The organism is Streptomyces sp. NPDC104309 (genome assembly GCF_055584025.1).
The window spans coordinates 20,524-38,110 of record NZ_JBVJMV010000055.1 but is presented as its reverse complement, the minus strand read 5'-3'; the positions used below and the strand labels follow the sequence as shown (position 1 = coordinate 38,110).

The following is a 17,587-nucleotide window of genomic DNA, read 5'->3' as shown; positions in this document are numbered from 1 at the left end:
TCCCACGATCATCTCCCCCGCCTCGCCGTAGACGCGGAGAGTACCAACGTTCTGAAGCTGCCCGTTGGGGCTCTGCCCTGCCCTGACACCGGTCAGTTGTTCTTGGGCTTCCGAAGCCGTCGCCAGCAGATGAGGCTGCAGGCGAGGGAGACAAAGGCGTCGTGGAGTTCGGTGCGGCGTTCCCAGCGGACGGCGAGGCGTTTGAAGTGGTGGAGCAGGGCGAAGGTCTGCTCGACGACGTAGCGGAGCTTGCCCAGGCCCTTGATGTTCGGGGCGTCCTTGCGGGAGATCACGGGCAAGATCCTGCGGTGCCGCAGCTGTCGGCGTACGGCCTTGGAGTCGTACGCCTTGTCGCCCAGGATGGACTCGGGTCGCCGTCGTGGGCGGCCGGGCCGTCCGGCGACGGACGGGATGCCGTCGACCAGGTCGAGGGTCTGGGTGATGTCGTTGACGTTGGCGGCGGTCGTGATGACGTGCAGCGGAGTGCCCTTGCCGTCGCAGATCAAGTGGTGCTTGCTGCCCGTCTTCCGTCGGTCGACCGGCGACGGACCGGTGTCGGATCCCCCTTTTTTCGCGCGGATGTGAGAACCGTCCACGCACGCCCGTGACCAGTCGAGTTCGCCGGCCGCGTTCAGCTCGGCGAGCAGAATGCGGTGCAGTTTCTCGAAGACTCCGGCTTGCTGCCAGCGGTCCAGACGCCGCCAGCAAGTCTGTCCGGATCCGAACCGCATCTCCACAGGCAGGAGTTGCCAGGCTATGGCGTTGTAGAGGACGAACAAGATGCCCTGGAGACAGAGCCGGTCCGAGACCGGTCTCGGACCCGGCGACCGCTCCGGTCACGGCGGCAGCAGCGGCTCGATCAATGCCCACAACTCGTCATCCACGATCCACGGTCGAGTACTCACACCCTCACGAACGGCCGAATCCTCACACCGGTCACGACCAACCAGGACGTTTCAGCAAGATCGTGTTACGAGCTCTTACGGCCAACTCGTCGAACTCTGCGAAGACCTGATGGCCAAGAAGGAAGACGTCTTTGGGCAGCCGCCCGCATCCGCACCTGGCGTATCTGAAAACCACGAATGCCGGTCACGCGGCATCGAGTAATGGCACCAGCTGAGCTCGGGGCGCTCGCTCCACCCTTGGGTTGTCAGCGCCACGGCGACGTTGTCGTGCTGATCGCCGCGCTCGGCGTGCGGGCCGCGCCGATTGCCCGTTGCAGGCTCGCCAGCCAGATCGCGGCGTCCACGGCGTAGTAGAGCAACGGGTCGGGCGCCCGACCCTCCGAGGCGATGCAGACGTCGTGGATCACGGTGCTCTCGGCCGATGCGGTGTCGGCGTGGCTGTCCACGGGAGCAGGCTGCTTCCGGCCCGAGCGCAGGTCGTAGCTGAACGACAGCGTGCTGACCCGCAGCCGGTGGGCGGCGTTCCGCAGGTGCGCGGCGCTCAGCGGCCACACGGACAGCCCGCCCGGCGGGCAGTTGTCCAGCAGCACCTGCCCCATCGTGATGACCCGATTGCCCACCAGCATGATCACCTGGAAGTCGGTGTCGGAGGCCGGTCCCTCCCTCCGCGGGGCGTGCCGTTCAGTGGCGTACTGGGCATAGCTCGCCTCCGCAATCTGCTGCGCGAGCCTGGCCCTGGGCAGCGCTTCGGTGGCCTGTACACCCTCGGTGATGGTGTTGGTGACATCAGTGACCGCGCGGGTGCCTTCATCCAGGACCCGGGCACAGGCCCGCTGCAGCTCGCCTGTGCCGCCGTGCGGCCACGCGAGCAGCCCGACGATCGCACCGATGAGCGCTCCGGCCAGCACGTCCAGCACCCTGGCACCTGCCAGCTCCGGCCCGCTGCGGGCCACCTGTGAGAAGGCGGCCGCCACGGTCAGGGTGAAGAAGGCCTGCCCCCAGCCCGGGCTCAGGACCGAGCCCGATGCGAACGCCAGCAGCGTGCAGGGCGGCAGCATCACCACATACACAGCCGGCGTGTCCACGAAGAAGTGCAGTATCAGCGCCGCCACGACCGCCCCCGCGAGCGTTCCACACAATGCGGGCCGCAGAGCAATGCGGGTGTCGGCGGCACTTGTACGCATCACGGTCAGCGTCGTCAGTAGCGCCCAGAAGCCGTGCGACAAGCCAAGCTCGCCCACGACCAGGCGGACCGCCGCGAGCGCCACCGCGATCCGCACCGCGTTCTGGAAGTAGACAGACCGCGGGGTGAGATGGGCGAGCACCCGCCAGTAGTACAGCTCCGCAGTCGACCGGCCCGCGTACCAGAACGCACCACGCACCTCCGGCGACGCCGTCCCAGCCGGCACCGGGGCGCCCAGCGCGATCCGAGTCGCCATCACCACCAGATCCGCCGTGTGCGTGATGTCGAGAGCGATCGCGCCGTTGCGCACCATCCTCGCGGACTCCGGGCCCGCCGCGCGGGGCCGAACGCGATGCGACTCGAACGCACGCACCGCGGCCCCACACTGGGACTGGACGGGCGACGGGGTGTTCCCGGTCAGGGCCCGCGCCACGTCCTCGCACGCGCCGGCCGCGGCCAGTAGCAGCCCCTTCGCGGCAAGTTCGGCAGACGCCGCGCCCTTCTCCAGCGACTCCGCCAACTGCCGGGTCTGCGCCAGCAGATGCCGCATGTGCCCGGCGCCCTCGGACAACGCCCGGTCCCGCGCCGACGCCGACGCTGGCCGCTCGCCCGCAGGCACCTGGCTCATCCGCAGCGCCTGCGAGACCTCCAGCAGCAGCGCCGGGTCGGACCGCTGCGGCGGGTCCGCCGCCAGCTCGTGCAATGCATCGGCCGCCACCCGCCCGGCCCGCGCCAGCCGGTCCTCGTACCGGCCCGGACACGCCGCCGGCCACAGCCACAATTCCGCGGCGGCCATCAGCACCACCCCGGCCACCAGGCCCATCAGCCGCAACCCCAGCGTCGCCGGCGCGTACGGCGGGAAGCACGGCAGGATGTAGAACAACTGCAGCCCGTTGGCCAGCCCCACCAGCTTCGGCCCGCCGGTGCCGCTGTAGCTCACCAGGAACCCCACCACGAGCATCCCCAGCGCCGCCGCCCACCCGTACCTCGCCAGCCACGTACCGAGCGTCACCAACGCCATCGCGAGCGGCAGCACTGCCAGCAATGTCCGGGCCCGCTGACGCGGCGTCCCCGGCACCGAGGACAGCCCACCCGCCGCGACGGCACCGAACAGGGCATAGATCGCGACTGTCCGGTCGCCCAGCCCGTACCGCGCAGCATAGAACCCCGCACACGCCACCACCGTGACCCGTGCCGAACGCCGTACCGCAGCCAGACCCGGATCCCGGGCCCGCAGCCACTCCGTCCAGCGCGGCACTCCCACTGATCAACCGTAGGCCCCCTCGGGTAGCCGGACCACCGCGCGCGACGTACGGCACTGCAACGCTGCCGGGATATCGCCGCTGGTCATGGTCAAGCCGGGCTGCCAGCCTGTCGCGCGCTTTGGAACCAGGTCCCTGCGAGGGGGACCTGGCCTGGCACGGAAGTGTTATCCGATGGGCATCCGTGCCCTCTTCGGTGGGTGCTCGGCGCGTCGGTCGCAACTGGATGCCGGAGATAGTGGTCGTTGGCCGGCGGTCTCTGCAGAATTCGACGAGTTCGTCGCAAGGGGACGCTCGGCATGGGTATGGGAGGCCGCCGCAGCGTGGTATTTGCGCGCCAAGCTCCGGATGCGCGGCCATGGAAGACGCAGGAGCCTGGTGGTATCCAAAGCGGCGGCTGCGGTGGCCGGCGGCGGAGACCGAATCCCGTCCCGCTGCACCGGCCCGCACCGCTGCTTGCCGACGAAAGCGAGGCACCCCAATGCAAATGCGAGCAGCACGGATGCACGGATACAACGAACCCCTCCGCCTCGAAGAAGTTCCCGTCCCCGACCCCGCGCCGGACGAGATTCTGCTGAAGGTCGCCGCGACAGGCATGTGCCGAAGCGACTACCAGCTCGTCGACGGCTACTTCAAGGGCCCGTTCCCTGTGGACTTCCCTTATATTCCCGGTCATGAGGTCACAGGACGAGTGGCGGGACTGGGCAGCGGCGTACCGAAATCGGTCGGCTATTCCGAGGGCGACATGGTCGTGGTCAACCCCAGCTGGGGAGACGGCACGTGCCGCCAGTGCCGCGAAGGCAACGAACACCTGTGCAGCGGCAACGGCAGGTGGGTGGGCTTCGGCCCTCCGGGAGGCTTCGCCGAGTACATGGCCGCGGAATACCGCCACGCCGTTCCGGTCTCAGAGGCCGCCGCGAAAGCGCCCGAGCTCCTCGCCCCGATGACCGACGCGGGCATGACTCCGTACCGAGGGATGAGGAAGCTCCGGGACGCAGGCAAGCTCGGCCCCGGCCGCACCGTCGCAGTCACGGGCATCGGCGGTCTGGGCAGCTACGCGGTGCAATACGCGAAGCTGCTCGGAAGCGGAGCGACCGTCGTGGCCCTCGCGCGCACGGACAGCAAACTGGACGTAGCGAAGGAGAACGGCGCGGACCACGGGATCAACGTCAGGGACAAGTCCACCGCGGCCATCCAGGACAAGCTGGAAAGGCTCACTGGCCGCAGGACGATCGATGCCATCCTTGACTGCGTCGGCAGCGAGGCCTCCATCTCAATGGGGTTTGACCTGCTGGGCCCGGAGGGTGCACTGGCGGCCGTCGGTCTCATGAGTCACCGCGTCGAACACCGTCAGTTCCCCTTCGTAGGGATGGAACTGACCTACCTCGGTTCCTTCTGGGGCAACCACATGGACCTCGTCGAGGTGCTCTCCCTCGCCGAAGCCGGCCTCGTCAAGCACAACGTCACGAAAGTCAAGCTCGAAGACGTCAACGAAAACCTGGAGGCCCTGGGCCGCGGCGACATCGTCGGACGCCAGGTCATCGTCTTCGAATGAGGATTTCGCGGGACAGCCCTTAGCCTCAATACCGGTGACTTTGGCGCCCGACAGAGCCTCTGTGCACGACGTTTTCGCACGTCAGAGCCGTCAGTGGCGCGCTAAGTCACTGGCATTGCCCTTAGCCTCGCCGTTTCAGTTGGGTCTGCTGGGTGGCTGAGCGAGGTCGTTTGAGGCCGTGTCGGCCGGTGGGCATGGTGAGGGCCCGACGCGGGGTCGGGTTCTCCAAGGTCCTTGGGTCGAGGTGGGCGGGGACGGAAAGTCAGCTGGAGGGGCGGGGCAGTGCGGCCAGGCGGTGGAATGCGGCTGCGAGTTCATGTCGCCAGGGCCAGGTCGCCGATATCCGAAGGCGGAGACGGCGGCCTCCTCGGGTGATGCGGGCGGCGACGTGCAGGATCCGGTAGCGGAGTTTCTTGGGTTCGGCAGCCGCGAGTTCGCCGTCCAGCAGGAGGACGCGGGTCCAGGCGAGGAGATCGATCGCCGCGAGGCTGAGTTCGAGCCAGGCGGCGTTGACCGGGAAGCGGCGGGAGGGGAAGCGCCCGAAGCCGGTGGTCTTGCCACACCGGATGTGGTCCTCGACGGTGGCGTGTCCGCGGTGGCGGACTTCCAGGAACTGGGCCGAGCCGGAGGTGAACGGGGTGTCGGTGAGGAAGACCTGGTGCCGCATGCCCTCGTCCTGGTCGAAGAGCGAGAGCTGGGCTCCGGGGTGGGGACGTTCGCGGCGGACGATGATGCGGGTGCCGTCCGGATAGCCGGCAAGGTCGGCCATTCCGGTCAGTTCGGCGACCTCGGCGGACTCGCGGAGGGTGCCGTCCTGGTCCAGGGCGGGGTGCCAGACCTGCTCGGGCAAGGTTCGGATCGCGCGGCGGACCTGCTCGGTGATGGCGTATCCGACCGAGAAGAAGGTGCGGATTCCGCGTGTTCGCAGGTCTCGGACGTGGGTGAGGAAGGACTTTGCGGATCCGGCGCTGTCGGTGCGGACGAGGATGTCGGCGCCGTGCCGGTGGGCGTCGGGGATCTGTGCGAGAGCGTCGTCCAGCACCGCGATGTGATCCGCGGCGGTATTGGCTCCGGCGTTCCCGGGCCGAAGGCGCCCGGACATGCCCTCGCCGGTGTTGGCCAGGAAACACAGCAAGGGGTGGAAGCCGAAGCCGCCCTTATAGGTGGGTGCGGCCTGGTCCTTCTCTGAATGGCAGGTGATCAGCGTGGCGTCGATGTCAAGGACCAGGCCGGGCACCTCCCGTCCGCCTGCTTTCGCCGCCGGTATGCCGGAGCGGGTCTCGGATGCCTGCAGCCAGGCCACTTCCCGGGCCTGAGCGCGGGCCGAGCGCAGACGGTCCAGTGCGCGTTCGTCGACGGCGGCCAGCAGCCGCCAGGTGGTCGGTGTCGAGGCGACCGGGCCGAACACCTCACGCTGGTCCCGGAGTACGGCCAGATCCGTGATGGCCTCGCCGCCGTCAGCCAGCATCACGGCCAGATCGACGGCCACCCGGCCCGGGTCATGACCAGTGCCGCGTGGCCGAAGCGGTCTGAGGGCGGCGGAGTAGGCGCTGGTCAGTCCGGTGACGTCGGCGAGATCAGCAAGCAACCGTGCCCCGGCATGCCCGACCACCCCCGAACCGTCGGCGGAGACATGAAGCCTGGGGCGCGAACCGATACCCTGCACGCAGAAAGTGCCTTCCACCTGGACCGACAGAACCCCTCGACAAGGTTCATCGTCCCAGCTCAGAAGGCACTTTCGCGTTACCGCTCGAGATCCGGACCAAAGCCCAAGTGAAACGCGCAGGCTAGAGCATTCTTCACCCTTGCCTGCTGGGCTCGGTCCCTGATGATGGGGATACCGAGCGGTCTCATCGTTCCATTCGCTTTAGGGATATACACCCGACGAACAGGCTTGGATTTCGAAGCCGAGACAGAAGCCAGTTCCCTCACCACACGCCCTCGGGCTGACGGATTGAGAGCTTTCTCGCCATCGATTCCACCTGTTCGTCGTCCGGCGCTCTGCATCGTCACTCTCTTTACGCTGACGAGCGTGTTCGAGTGAGACTTGAGCATCAGTCGCTGAAGATTGCGAACTCTTTTGAGGTCGCCATCCTGCGTAGCCTTGAAGATTCTCTGCCGAAGATGTCGTACGTGCCCCTCTGCTGCTGGCCAGTTGACGCTGTGCCAGTACTGCGCATCGGAGACGTCCGAAGCTCCATTCGCTGGCTCACGATCGAGGGTCGCGATCACCGCACCCCTCGCTGTTGCCGCGTCTAATTTGCACTCCGGTGCTGAAGTCTCGCTTAGCCTCTTCAAAGATCCACCTGACCCACGTGGGCTCCCTTTCGGGCCCGGCCATAGAGGCCGGTATCTGCCCGGCTATACGCAGCGGATGAGGCTCCGTAGCCTGCGCTTTCCCGTGGGCTTTCGCCCTGGCAGCTTTCGCTTCTTGGGTCATCCTTCCCCGCACGGGAGTTCACCGTCGTTACCTTCGGTCTACCGGCCGCAGGGCCGGACCCGTACGGGATTTCCATGTTCCGCTCCGCTCAGATGCGCTCAAGGAGGGTGCCTCCTATACTCCGGGGCCAGTGGTAGTCAAGCCACCTGCAAGAAGGGACAGGTGGCCACCGTGCGCTTCCCAACGCCAGGCCCTTCAGCCGCCGAACAATTGCCATTGCGCGACCTTGGTATGACGAAGCCTCATCGGAGGTTCACTTACGTTCACCCACTTGAGCTTTCCCGTGCCTGTTGGCTGCGAATGGCCCGCAGCCCCTTGGGCTTCGTGTCAGTCGGCTTAGCACGACCCCGTTACCAGGACCGCACCCGACTTAGGGAACCGGCCGCGTGACTACTTGGCCGGGGAGTTATCTACCTCTTGATTCCTCCACTGATGTTGAGCGACTTCATGTCGCACCCTCGATGTACCACCACAGCAGGGCGCGGCCCTCCTGGAAGAGGTACGCCTCCCTCGGTCGGGGGCCGGAGCCCCGGGCGCCCTTGCCCAGGACGACGAACCGGCCCCACTGGCCGTTCTCCCAGTGGATGTCCCCCAGGCACACCCCACACAGCTCCGCGGCCCGGACGCCGGAGAGGTAGGCGATCTTCGCCATCACGTAGTCGCGGCAGGCCACCACGTACTTCCGCGCGTTCGGCAGGTCGTCGCGCCACCGGCCGAAGAAGTCCTTCATCGCCGTTTGGGAAGGCGGAATGCGCAGGCCGAAGTCCCCGCGGTGGCGCGGCCGGTTGAACGGATCGATCGGCGACTCGACGGAGGCGCCGAAGCGGCGCATGATCTCGCCGGCATAGCGCTGTTCCAGGAACGCGAAGTACGCGTCGAGCTTGTTGATCTTGCCGCGCAAGGTCGAGTGGGCGCGCTTACCGGGCCCTGCGAAGTATCGGTCGACTTCGCGGGAGGTCAGATGCCACGGGGTGGTGCCGTAGAACTCGCAGACCTCGATCACGGGTTTGATCAGCCTGTCCAGCGTCGTCGGCGCCAGACCGGCCGCGTCGCGCGCCCACTGGTACTCGGACAGCGTGTCGAGGAAGAAGCTCTCCTCGTCGTGCACCGAGATCCGCGCCTGGCGCCGCCGCTGCAGCGTCACCACGTCCGCGAGCCCGGTCTCCACCGACACGTCGGCCGGATCCATCACGGCCGAAGGATCCGGAGCCGGGCGCACGAGAGTCAGCACGCGACTTTCAGAATCTGACACGAGAACGCATATTACTGCGATAACTCGCAGATTTTGCGAGTTACTGCCGAGATTTCACGGAGGGGATCGAAGGCTCACCGTACCGTCGTCGACCTGCTGAGATGCGCATATTCAGGTCATCGGCGTCCCTCAGGAACCCGCGCGCACTCCACTACTCAGCACGGTGGCGTCAGGAAGTACAACCAGGCGCCGGCCTCGTCTCCGACCGAGCTACTGCAGCCTGAAATCGGCCGCGACCAGGAGAAACACGCCTCACCCGCTATCACGCACCAACTCGTAAGGGCTCGCAGAGAATCAACGTGTTGCTTCCGGTGATCTGGCTCGTTGACGTGGTATGGGCATATCGCAAGAGGTTCGAGATCAACTGGCCGCCAGATTCGGGGTGTTGTTCCCACATCTAGACGAGCGGCAGCAGCGTCTGCTGATGGGAGCAGAGGCCCGCATCCTGGGGCACGGCGGGATCCGGGCCGTCGCGCGGGCCGCCGGGGCCAGCGAGACGACGGTCCGCAAGGGGGCGGATGAGCTGGAGGCGGGCGAGGCGCCTTTGGGACGGGTCCGCCGGCCCGGAGGCGGACGGAAGAAGGCCGCCGACCTGGATGCGGGACTGCGGCCCGCGCTGCTCGCCCTGGTCGAGCCGGACATGCGCGGAGACCCGATGTCGCCGCTGCGCTGGACGACCAAGTCGACCCGGAACCTGGCCGGCGAGCTGACCCGCCAGGGACACAAGGTCAGTGCCGACACGGTCGGTGACCTGCTGCGGGAGGAGGGTTTCAGTCTGCAGGCCAACTCCAAGACCGTCGAGGGCAAGCAGCACCCAGACCGGGACGCCCAGTTCCGCTACATCAACGAGCAGGCCAAGGACCACATCGACGCCGGGGACCCGGTGGTCAGCGTGGACAGCAAGAAGAAGGAACTGGTCGGCCAGTACAAGAACGCGGGGCGTGAATGGCAGCCCATGGGTGATCCGGTGCAGGTCAAGACGCATGACTTCCTGGACCGGGAGGGGCCCGGCAAGGCGATCCCGTACGGCATCTACGACATTGCCGCGAACGCTGGCTGGGTCAGTGTCGGCACCGACCACGACACCGCCGCTTTCGCGGTCGCCTCGATCCGCCGCTGGTGGCACGGGGCCGGACAGGGCGACTACCCTCGCGCCCGTCGGCTGCTGATCACCGCCGACGCCGGGGGCTCCAATGGCTACCGCACCCGGGCATGGAAGACCGAACTTGCCGCACTGGCCGCCGAGACCGGCCTTGAGATCACGGTGAGTCACCTACCGCCGGGCACATCGAAATGGAACCGGATTGAGCACCGACTGTTCTCCCACATCTCCATGAACTGGCGCGGCAGACCGATGAACAGCCACGAGGTCGTCGTGCAGTCCATCGCCGCGACCACCACCCGCACCGGACTGAGGGTCCGCGCCGAACTCGACACCGGCGCCTACCCCACCGGCGTGAAAGTCGACGACGCCCAGGTCGACGCGCTGACGATGACCCGCCACCGCTTCCACGGCGACTGGAACTACACCCTCCACACACACCATGCCCAGCGCGCGCCCACAGCCACCAGCACTCCACACAGCACGGAACCACGGCGGTGGGACGCCCGGCAGCACACCCGCCTCACCGACCCGGAACTCAGCGGTATCACCCGCTCACAACTGGACGCCCTGATCAACGAGTTGGCGGCCCTCCAGGGTGCCCGGCGGGAGGAACAGCGCCGCCATCGACGCGGTCGCGAACGACAGCGAGCCCCCGGTGCCGGCCCCCGGCAGGCGTTCACCGACCCCGACCGGATCCTGGCCACAATCCTGTATCAGCGCGGCTCCTTCACCCACGCCCTCCTCGGCAAACTCTTCGGGACCAGCTCGCAGACCATCACCCGCACGATCCAGGAGACCCAACCCCTCCTGGACCAGCACGGCTGCACCGTCCCCCGTTCCACCGCACGATTCACCACTCCCGCAGACGTGGCCGCCTACCTCGACACCTACAGCACCGAACCCCCGGACAAGATCAAACCCGCATGTTGATTTTCTGCGAGCCCTAAGTCACCCCACTCCCCGTACGGGCCTCCCGCCCGCGTCCTTCGAGGAGTCTCCGGTGCACCGCTCATCACACCGCTTCCTTGGTGCGCTTGCCCCCGGTCTTCGCAGCGAGGGCCTGCTGCTCGACGTGGCGGGCCGCGATGTACAGGCCCTCGCGGTTCAGGTGCCGCGAGTAGCTCGAGTCGAGGTAGAGCACGGGCACGTCGCCCGCGGCCTTCAGCAGTGCCGGGTGCAGCAGGTGCTTGATCGGTCCCGAGCCGCCGCCGTAGACGTAGACGACCTCGGTCGTCGCACCGGCCTGCGAGAGGACGTCGCCGAAGGAGGAGACGATCTCGTCGACCAGGTAGCTGGCCTCGTCCTCGACGAAGCCGGCGGCGCGCTGGTGACGGTTCCGCACCAGCACCGACGGCTCCGCGTGAAGGAAGTCCGCCAGCTGCTTGCGCGAGGAGAACTGCAGCGTGGCGTCCGACTCGCTCATGCGCTCCATGGCGTTCATCAGCGCAGTGCCGTAGCCCTCGTCGAGCGTGGCGGCAGCCTCAGGGTTGAACCGGCCGTCGGTGAAGACCGGGAAGTTCACGGTGCCTTCGCCGACGTCGACGCCGATGGTGTGCTGGACCGCCACCAGGTCGGAAGCCGAGACGCCCTCGACGATGGACGCGTCACGGGCGCGCAGGTCATCCAGAAGAGCCTGCGCGAGCGGCTCGCCCTTGTCAGTGATGGCGAATTGCGCGGAGGCACCCTCGGCCATCACCTGGACGTCGACGAACTCCAGGCGGATCGACACAGGGGTGCTGAAGTTCTTGATCGTCACCAGGTGCACCGCGGGGTCTGCGTTGCCCAGCAGGCCGATGAACTCGGCGGCGTAGGCGTGGCGGCGCGCCACAAACTCAGAGATCGGCAGCGCCAGGCCGGCGCGCACCTGCACGCGCAGCTCCTGCTTGGGCAGCGCGCCGTTCTCGCGGACGTAGTCGCGCAGGGCCTTCGCGGCGAAGACGCCCAGGACCAGGACCTTGCTCAGCTCCTGATCGGCCTTGGAGTGCTTGCCCAGCACCTCGAACTCGGTGAACTTCGAGCCGCGCACGGACAGCGCCGCACGGCCGAAAATCCGGCGGTCCGACGCTGCCACCAGGGGAGTGGTGAGCGAGCAGTCGATCTGGTTGTAGAAGTCACCGACCATCACAGTGGCTGCGTCCGCGTCGGGCAGCGGCACCTTCGGCGAGGTGCGGGAAGTGGAGACAACCGCGCTGGGCAGATCGATCTCGTCGAAGGTGCCCTGCTTCGTGTTCTGGATGACGCCCTTGACGTAGCCGTTGCCGACGTCGATGCCGCCGGTGAGCGTGATGATGTCGTTGCTATTGGTGCTCATGAATTCAATCCCTCGGTGTCTGTGTTGTCTGCCTGGAAAGTGGTAATCACCGCGTCACTCAGCGCCGAGTGCTCGCCATGATTTCGTCGATGGATGCCTGCTTCGGCGGCTCTGTTGCTGCTGCGCTGGGCGCGGGCACTGTGCTCGCTACGGGCTCCTCGACCGATGCGGGAACTGGCTCGGGCTGGGCTTCCGGCGCTGGCGCTGCCGTCTCGACGATGGCCTCGGCGGTGACCGCAGGCTGTGCCTGTACCGGTCCGGCGACCGGACGGCGATCGGCCATTGCCTCGTCGTCTTCGCGCTGCTCGGTCATCTCCAGCGGCGGCCGGCCGCGACGCGGCAGCTGCTCGACGGGCTTGTAGTAGACGTCGGTGTATCCATCGCGCTGGATGGACTCCCGAATGAGCAGTCGAATCGACTGCGAGATGTCCGCCTGCTCATTGAGCCACTCGATCACTGAGGTGTCGGCAGCAGGCACAGTCCATCGGACCTTACGAGGTTCACCTGGCTGACTCACCATTGCACTCACCTCGTCCTGCCACTCGCTCCTGCACTCCATCCGGTCGTTCGCCGGATGTCTCTCGCTCTGTCATATGGACTCACCTACCTTCGCGTTTCGTCTCGAATGCGAGTCAATGCGAGTCCACTCTAGTGTCTCTATCGAGTCTTATGCAAGTCCCATTCGATACGCGAATGAGGCACCATTTGAGTCCCTATCGAGTACTGGCAGGGACACCCACGAGACGCCCTCGCGCCCCTGCCCGAGGCGACCGCGCGCAGGCTGCCGTCACTGTGCGCTGATGCGCCCCACCTGTGCCTCCTCGGGTGCTCACACGGGACACCTGCGAGACACGCGCGGCACCGGCACTGATCCCAAGAGGCCGCATTGAAGTACCTACGGCGTCCCATTGGTGTCCCGGCTGTGTTTCCTGAGAGACGCCACCGGCACTCCTGCACAGACGAGTCCTCCGATGGCACCGAAAGCGACGCGACGGCGGCATCACTGGAGCGCGCGCGAGACACCAGAGGGACGCGCGCAGGACTCGGAAAGCCCTACCGGCATCAGTCGGCGTCCTGTGTGTATCCCTGTCGCGTCCCGTGTGTGTCACGGTGGGACACCCCAGAGACACAAGAGAGACGCCGTTTCACGGCTGTTTCATGGGGCCGTGAAGGCTGGCTGTACCCCCTGTTGAAGCCCGCCGGCGGACACGGCAAGGCAGCTCCAGAGCGCCGACGGAGACAGACCAGCACCGCCGCCGACGAGCCACCGGAACAGTGCTGGCACAGCGCTGGTGCGACGGTCGGTACAGGGGCGTCATCGGGCCGTCATGGTCGCGCAGAGGGGGGCAGAGGGGGGCGGAGGTGGAACCCCGCACTCCGTGAGTGTGCGCGGAGCAACTGGCCCCGCATGAGGGGCCGAAAGCGGGTGCGGCTGCCGGAGCAGTCTGCTCCGGCAGCCGCCACATCAGCCCTCCTCGTCGTCAGCGGCCACGGCCTGCCGGTGGTCGTCGCTCCAGCAGCGGCCGCTCCACGGGTCCTCGTGCAGTGGGTCGCCACGCCGGATGTGCCCCGGCGTCTTGCCGCACTGCACCCAGCCGCCATCTTCCGGGTCGGCGTCGAAGAGCAGCGCCGCACACAGATCGTCCACCCGTTCAGGGGTCGGGCCGTAGAGCCCCAACCGGAACAGCAGGCTGTCCGCAAGCCCTTCTGCCGCCTGATCGTCGAGCTCCGAAACAGCCGTGATCAGCTCCACGAGCTGCCCATACGTCCCCTCCGGCGTAATCGTCGGCAGAAGCGTCTTCGGCGGGATCATCAAGTCCTCCAGTACCAAGTTGAGCGACACCTTCACTCTTCAGGGGCGGCACCGACCCAAACCGGCAATAGATCTTGATTCAGTGACGCATGTCACAGGCTTCCGAATCGCGCACGCCGCGACCGCTGTTGGTTCTCGCCCGATCTGGCGAGCGCTCACGCAACGCGGCGAGGACGGGGCGAGTTCTCAGACGACCTGGCGGTTCGCCAGGTCGTCCCGCTCATGTTGGGGCACACTCCGGGCCCCGAAGAGGAGAGGAATACTCCACCTATGGACTTCGAAACACGCATGTACCGCAAGTTCGTCGCCGTGCTGGTCGCCGGCACATTCGCTGGGATCGCGGCCGGGGCCCTGGTCGCCTGGCTGCTCGACATCGAGCTTTCCGGCGGCGACGCCTTGTGGCTCTACGCGGGCGGCGGCCTGCTGGGCGTCCTCATCGCCGCCGTGCTCGGCTGGCGCACCTTTGAGGACGTGTGAAGCGGCGCGGCTTTACCAAGACCCTGGCCGCGCTCCTGTGCCTGGGATGTGTTCACCGCGACCCCAGATTCGCCAGAAGGGTTGAGGCGAAGTGCGAGACCGAAGGCGCTAGGGACATGGCGGCCGCAGGCCAGCGAGCCGGACGCTCGCCAGGCCGTACGAGACTGGACAACCGCGGCGCTCCGGCCAGCGCAGCGCGCTGATGCGAGGTCGGCTGCGCCGCCGCATTGAGCGTTGTGCAGCGTTATCCACAGCCGAAGCGACGATGTCGCGAAAGGACGGATCCGCTGTGCGACGAGGACTGTGCTGCCTGCGGCAGCAGGGCGATGAACCGGGGCTGCGCCCCGTCGGGAGCAGACCTGTACCCCCGCCTCGCTCGTGCCTCACGCGGACGGATCAAGGTGGGGGTACGGCCGTATCACGGACGGTAAAACAGCAGTACAGCCAAAAGGCGCAATGACCAGGCGAAACAGCCAGACCCGTACCCCCGCTACGCGGAAAAAGGGGAGGGGTACGGGTCCAGAGGGTACGGACTGTTTCCCCTGATGTTCCAGGCTTCCGCTAACGCTCCAGCCGTGGAACAGCGACAGTGACGACAAGGAAGCGAAGGGCATAAGGGAACCTGATAACACGTGTCCTGCGGACCCTCGCTTCGCTCGGCCTCTCCGCTGCGCTCCGAGGACGTGTTAGTCGGCATAGCCGACGGGTTCCACCGCTCGCTTCGCTCGCCGGTCCGTCGGTCGCTGGCGCTCCCTCCGGCTATGCCCAGCGCTGCGCTTGAGTGAGGAATCCCCACCACTGCCCCGCTGTAGTTGTCCACAGATGTGGCCAGCAGCGAAGGGTGCAGCAGTGGTGGATCGCCTGGCGCTGCGCGCCCGGCTCTGGCGAGAAGTGACGACCCGTGCGACGGCTCGCTGCGCGACCCATCGGGAACAGATCGCGCCAGCGAGATCTCCCGGGTCGTCAGGCCAGCAGAGCTGGCACGGGCGCTCCGTCGAGCATCGAGATCACACGGACCCCACCGGGATCCGCACTCGATGGTCGCCACCCGCACCCGAGACCATGAAGAGGCATCACCATGACTCACGCCGCCATCAAGAAGTAAGAGGAGCGAACATGTCCGTCAACTACTACGCCTTCGGCCCGTTCCAGGGCGGTGAGCAGAACGGCGACGGCCTGCATATCGGCCAGTCCGCCCAGGGAAGCAAATTCCTCATGCGTGCCCACCCTGACCAGTCTGAATGCCTGGACGACCTTCCTGCGCCAGACCGACGTCGTCAGTCAACGAGAACGGCATCTCCCCCACCGTGGGAGACCTCCGCCACATCATCCTTGCCCGCTTCGACTCTCACCATCGCCCCTTGCGCGACCGCTTCGTTCACGGCTACGAGCGGCCCGGCTACCACGTCGACCCCGAGGGCGTTGAGTTCTGCGCCCTGGAGTTCTGCTGATCCCCCAACCACACCACCAACCAGCGAGGAGGAGAAGAGCATGTTGGCAGTCAGCGAACGGATCACGGGCCCCGGAGGCGTCACCGAAGGCCTGATCTGGCACAAGCCTGTCGGTCGCGACCCGGACGCCACGTTCCAGCAGATCGCCTGCAGTGATGAAGACAGCATCGTCTTCCGCAGCGCCAAGCGCGACGTTCCACTCAGCCTGAACGAGACCGATGAGCGATGGTGCCCGGATTGCCTCGCCATCATCCGCCGACTCACCAGCGATAGGAAAGGGCCAGATGCCGACCACCGACGACTACATCCCCGGCACCAGCCACGCTTCAGCAGCATGTCACCGAGGTCATCGTGAATGAGGTCAGCATGAGCCAGCGGCAAGCAGGTCGCCATGCCTGTCCCGATGCCATGGTCACCGCTCTCGACTCCAGCCGCAGAGCCCGCCGAGTTACGAGGAGAGGAGGCTCGAATGATTGCTGAAATGATTACCGACTCGTTCTCGCACGTCGTCCTCGTCACCGGTTCCCGCAGCTGGAACGACGAGCCATGCATGCGTGAGGCGTTCAACGACGCCTGGCGCAGCTGGGGTCTGGCTTTATCGACGTCACACGACAGCAGTTGTCGACGATCTCCGGAGGCACCCGCCGGGCCCGGATCTCGATGCCGACGAGAACGGGAGGCACCCGGCAACGGCGGGACGATGGCCGCCACCTGCGCCCGTAGCCAGCGCCTTTGCCCCGGGCCCCGGACGAGCGGCACACGGCGTCTTGCCGGTCGGCACCGAGCTGCTGTCCGAAGCCATCGATATTCGACGCGGGCAACGCCTCCCGAACTGCCCGAGAAACGCTGCTCCTCGTCATCGACAGAGCCAGGGGTCCCCAGAGCGTCACCCGACCGGTGCTCCTCTCGGGGCACTGCCCCAAGGGTGCTGACGCCATAGCTGAGCAGTTGTGGCGGGCCGCCGGCTTCGAGGTCATCACCTTCCCCGCCGACTGGTCGGCTCGCGGGGGAGCGGCCGGCTTCCAGCGCAACCAGGAGATGGTCGACGCTGCCCAGGTCTTCCGCGACGCCGGGGCTCAGGTGCTCTGCGCGGCCTTCCTCGACCTCTGTCGGAAGCCTGAGTGCCTGGAGCGAGGCCGGGAGCAGCTCATGCCGCATACACCGGGGCACTTCTCGCACGGCACCATCCACTGCCGTGATCGCGCGCGAGCTGCAGGGATCGAGACGGCCACCGTGATCCATCCATCGCTGCCGCCGTTCTGAAGGCGCACGAAGGGCCCTGCAGCACACTGCAGGGCCCTTCAGGGACGAACGAACGAGAGAAGTAGGAGGAGGCGCGCGCCAGGCTCAGCGCTTCTTGCTCCGATCGATGCCATGCGCCTCGTCGAAAGCCTTCATGACCTTCTTCGGGATGCGCCCCCGCTCCGCGAAGTCATAGCCGTTCTTCTTGCCCCACGCGCGGATCTCCTCGCGCTCCTCGGCAGTCGTCTCGGGTACGACTCGCTTCGTAGCCGGCGCCGCCTTCCCGGCTTTCCGGCCGACCTCCAGGTACGGCTTCAGCGCCTCCTCGAGCTTCTTCCGCTCCGCAGGGGTGAGATCGATCTCGTACCAGGTGTCACCCAGACCGAACGTCGCCGTAGCCGCATCGGGCTTACCACTGAGATCTGACTCGACAATGCTTCGAATGGCCATACCAGCGAGAGTAGCCGATTCGCAAGGGCCTTGGAAAGTCTGTCGCAGTCATTCGAGATAAGTATGTCATGGGGAACCCGAAAGAGTCCCAGAAGTACTGCTAAACGAGCAGAAGAGGCGAATGCCACTGCTAAAATCACA

Annotated in this window: 13 protein-coding genes and 2 pseudogenes; 5 read left to right on the top strand and 10 right to left on the bottom strand. The window is 66.7% G+C overall.

The window, feature by feature from the left end; all coding sequences use genetic code 11:
- Positions 1-92: 92 nt before the first annotated feature.
- Positions 93-887, bottom strand: a pseudogene (locus ACZ68L_RS40920) (IS5 family transposase).
- Positions 888-1,150: 263 nt separating this feature from the next.
- Entirely contained in the window at positions 1,151-3,352 is a 2,202-nt protein-coding gene (locus ACZ68L_RS40915; RefSeq protein ID WP_469588377.1) for an FUSC family protein, read from the bottom strand.
- Between the two features lie 485 nt (positions 3,353-3,837).
- On the opposite strand from ACZ68L_RS40915, the gene ACZ68L_RS40910 reads away from it, so the two are divergent.
- On the top strand, positions 3,838-4,905 hold the full coding sequence (locus ACZ68L_RS40910) for an NAD(P)-dependent alcohol dehydrogenase (RefSeq protein ID WP_469588372.1): 1,068 nt from the start codon (positions 3,838-3,840) through the stop codon (positions 4,903-4,905).
- 262 nt (positions 4,906-5,167) lie between these two features.
- On the opposite strand, the gene ACZ68L_RS40905 is transcribed toward ACZ68L_RS40910, so the two are convergent.
- From ACZ68L_RS40905 to ACZ68L_RS40895, 3 genes and pseudogenes are all read right to left on the bottom strand, one after another.
- Positions 5,168-6,589, bottom strand: coding sequence for an IS1380 family transposase (locus tag ACZ68L_RS40905; protein ID WP_469588364.1), 1,422 nt, complete (start codon positions 6,587-6,589; stop codon positions 5,168-5,170).
- 59 nt (positions 6,590-6,648) lie between these two features.
- On the bottom strand, positions 6,649-7,137 hold the full coding sequence (locus ACZ68L_RS40900) for a reverse transcriptase N-terminal domain-containing protein (RefSeq protein WP_469588361.1): 489 nt from the start codon (positions 7,135-7,137) through the stop codon (positions 6,649-6,651).
- Between the two features lie 665 nt (positions 7,138-7,802).
- A pseudogene (locus ACZ68L_RS40895) lies at positions 7,803-8,534 on the bottom strand (site-specific integrase); the annotation flags it as partial.
- Between the two features lie 397 nt (positions 8,535-8,931).
- Between ACZ68L_RS40895 and ACZ68L_RS40890 the strand changes: the two are divergent.
- Positions 8,932-10,632 (top strand): ISAzo13 family transposase, encoded by a 1,701-nt coding sequence (locus ACZ68L_RS40890; protein WP_469588357.1) that lies wholly within the window; start codon positions 8,932-8,934, stop codon positions 10,630-10,632.
- A gap of 82 nt (positions 10,633-10,714) precedes the next feature.
- Here the strand turns inward: ACZ68L_RS40890 and ACZ68L_RS40885 are convergent, their stop codons facing one another.
- The 3 genes from ACZ68L_RS40885 to ACZ68L_RS40875 all read right to left on the bottom strand — a co-directional run bounded on the left by ACZ68L_RS40885 (position 10,715) and on the right by ACZ68L_RS40875 (position 13,844).
- Positions 10,715-12,013 (bottom strand): ParM/StbA family protein, encoded by a 1,299-nt coding sequence (locus ACZ68L_RS40885; protein ID WP_469588354.1) that lies wholly within the window; start codon positions 12,011-12,013, stop codon positions 10,715-10,717.
- 58 nt (positions 12,014-12,071) lie between these two features.
- On the bottom strand, positions 12,072-12,491 hold the full coding sequence (locus tag ACZ68L_RS40880; protein ID WP_469588350.1) for a hypothetical protein: 420 nt from the start codon (positions 12,489-12,491) through the stop codon (positions 12,072-12,074).
- 987 nt (positions 12,492-13,478) lie between these two features.
- The gene (locus ACZ68L_RS40875; RefSeq protein ID WP_469588348.1) at positions 13,479-13,844 is read right to left on the bottom strand and encodes a hypothetical protein; all 366 of its coding nucleotides are present in this window, start codon (positions 13,842-13,844) and stop codon (positions 13,479-13,481) included.
- 252 nt (positions 13,845-14,096) lie between these two features.
- Here ACZ68L_RS40875 and ACZ68L_RS40870 point away from each other — a divergent pair, with 252 nt between their 5' ends.
- Positions 14,097-14,303 (top strand): hypothetical protein, encoded by a 207-nt coding sequence (locus tag ACZ68L_RS40870; protein ID WP_469588345.1) that lies wholly within the window; start codon positions 14,097-14,099, stop codon positions 14,301-14,303.
- 1,083 nt (positions 14,304-15,386) lie between these two features.
- Here the strand turns inward: ACZ68L_RS40870 and ACZ68L_RS40865 are convergent.
- Entirely contained in the window at positions 15,387-15,530 is a 144-nt protein-coding gene (locus tag ACZ68L_RS40865) for a hypothetical protein (protein ID WP_469588342.1), read from the bottom strand.
- A gap of 264 nt (positions 15,531-15,794) precedes the next feature.
- Here ACZ68L_RS40865 and ACZ68L_RS40860 point away from each other — a divergent pair, with 264 nt between their 5' ends.
- Together ACZ68L_RS40860 and ACZ68L_RS40855 are read left to right on the top strand one after the other, a co-directional pair.
- Positions 15,795-16,109, top strand: coding sequence for a hypothetical protein (locus ACZ68L_RS40860; RefSeq protein ID WP_469588339.1), 315 nt, complete (start codon positions 15,795-15,797; stop codon positions 16,107-16,109).
- Between the two features lie 542 nt (positions 16,110-16,651).
- On the top strand, positions 16,652-17,017 hold the full coding sequence (locus ACZ68L_RS40855) for a hypothetical protein (protein WP_469588335.1): 366 nt from the start codon (positions 16,652-16,654) through the stop codon (positions 17,015-17,017).
- An 84-nt stretch (positions 17,018-17,101) separates the two neighbouring features.
- Here ACZ68L_RS40855 and ACZ68L_RS40850 read toward each other — a convergent pair whose 3' ends face one another.
- Positions 17,102-17,446, bottom strand: a complete 345-nt coding sequence (locus tag ACZ68L_RS40850; RefSeq protein WP_469588332.1) for a histone-like nucleoid-structuring protein Lsr2 — start codon at positions 17,444-17,446, stop codon at positions 17,102-17,104.
- Positions 17,447-17,587 lie beyond the last annotated feature (141 nt).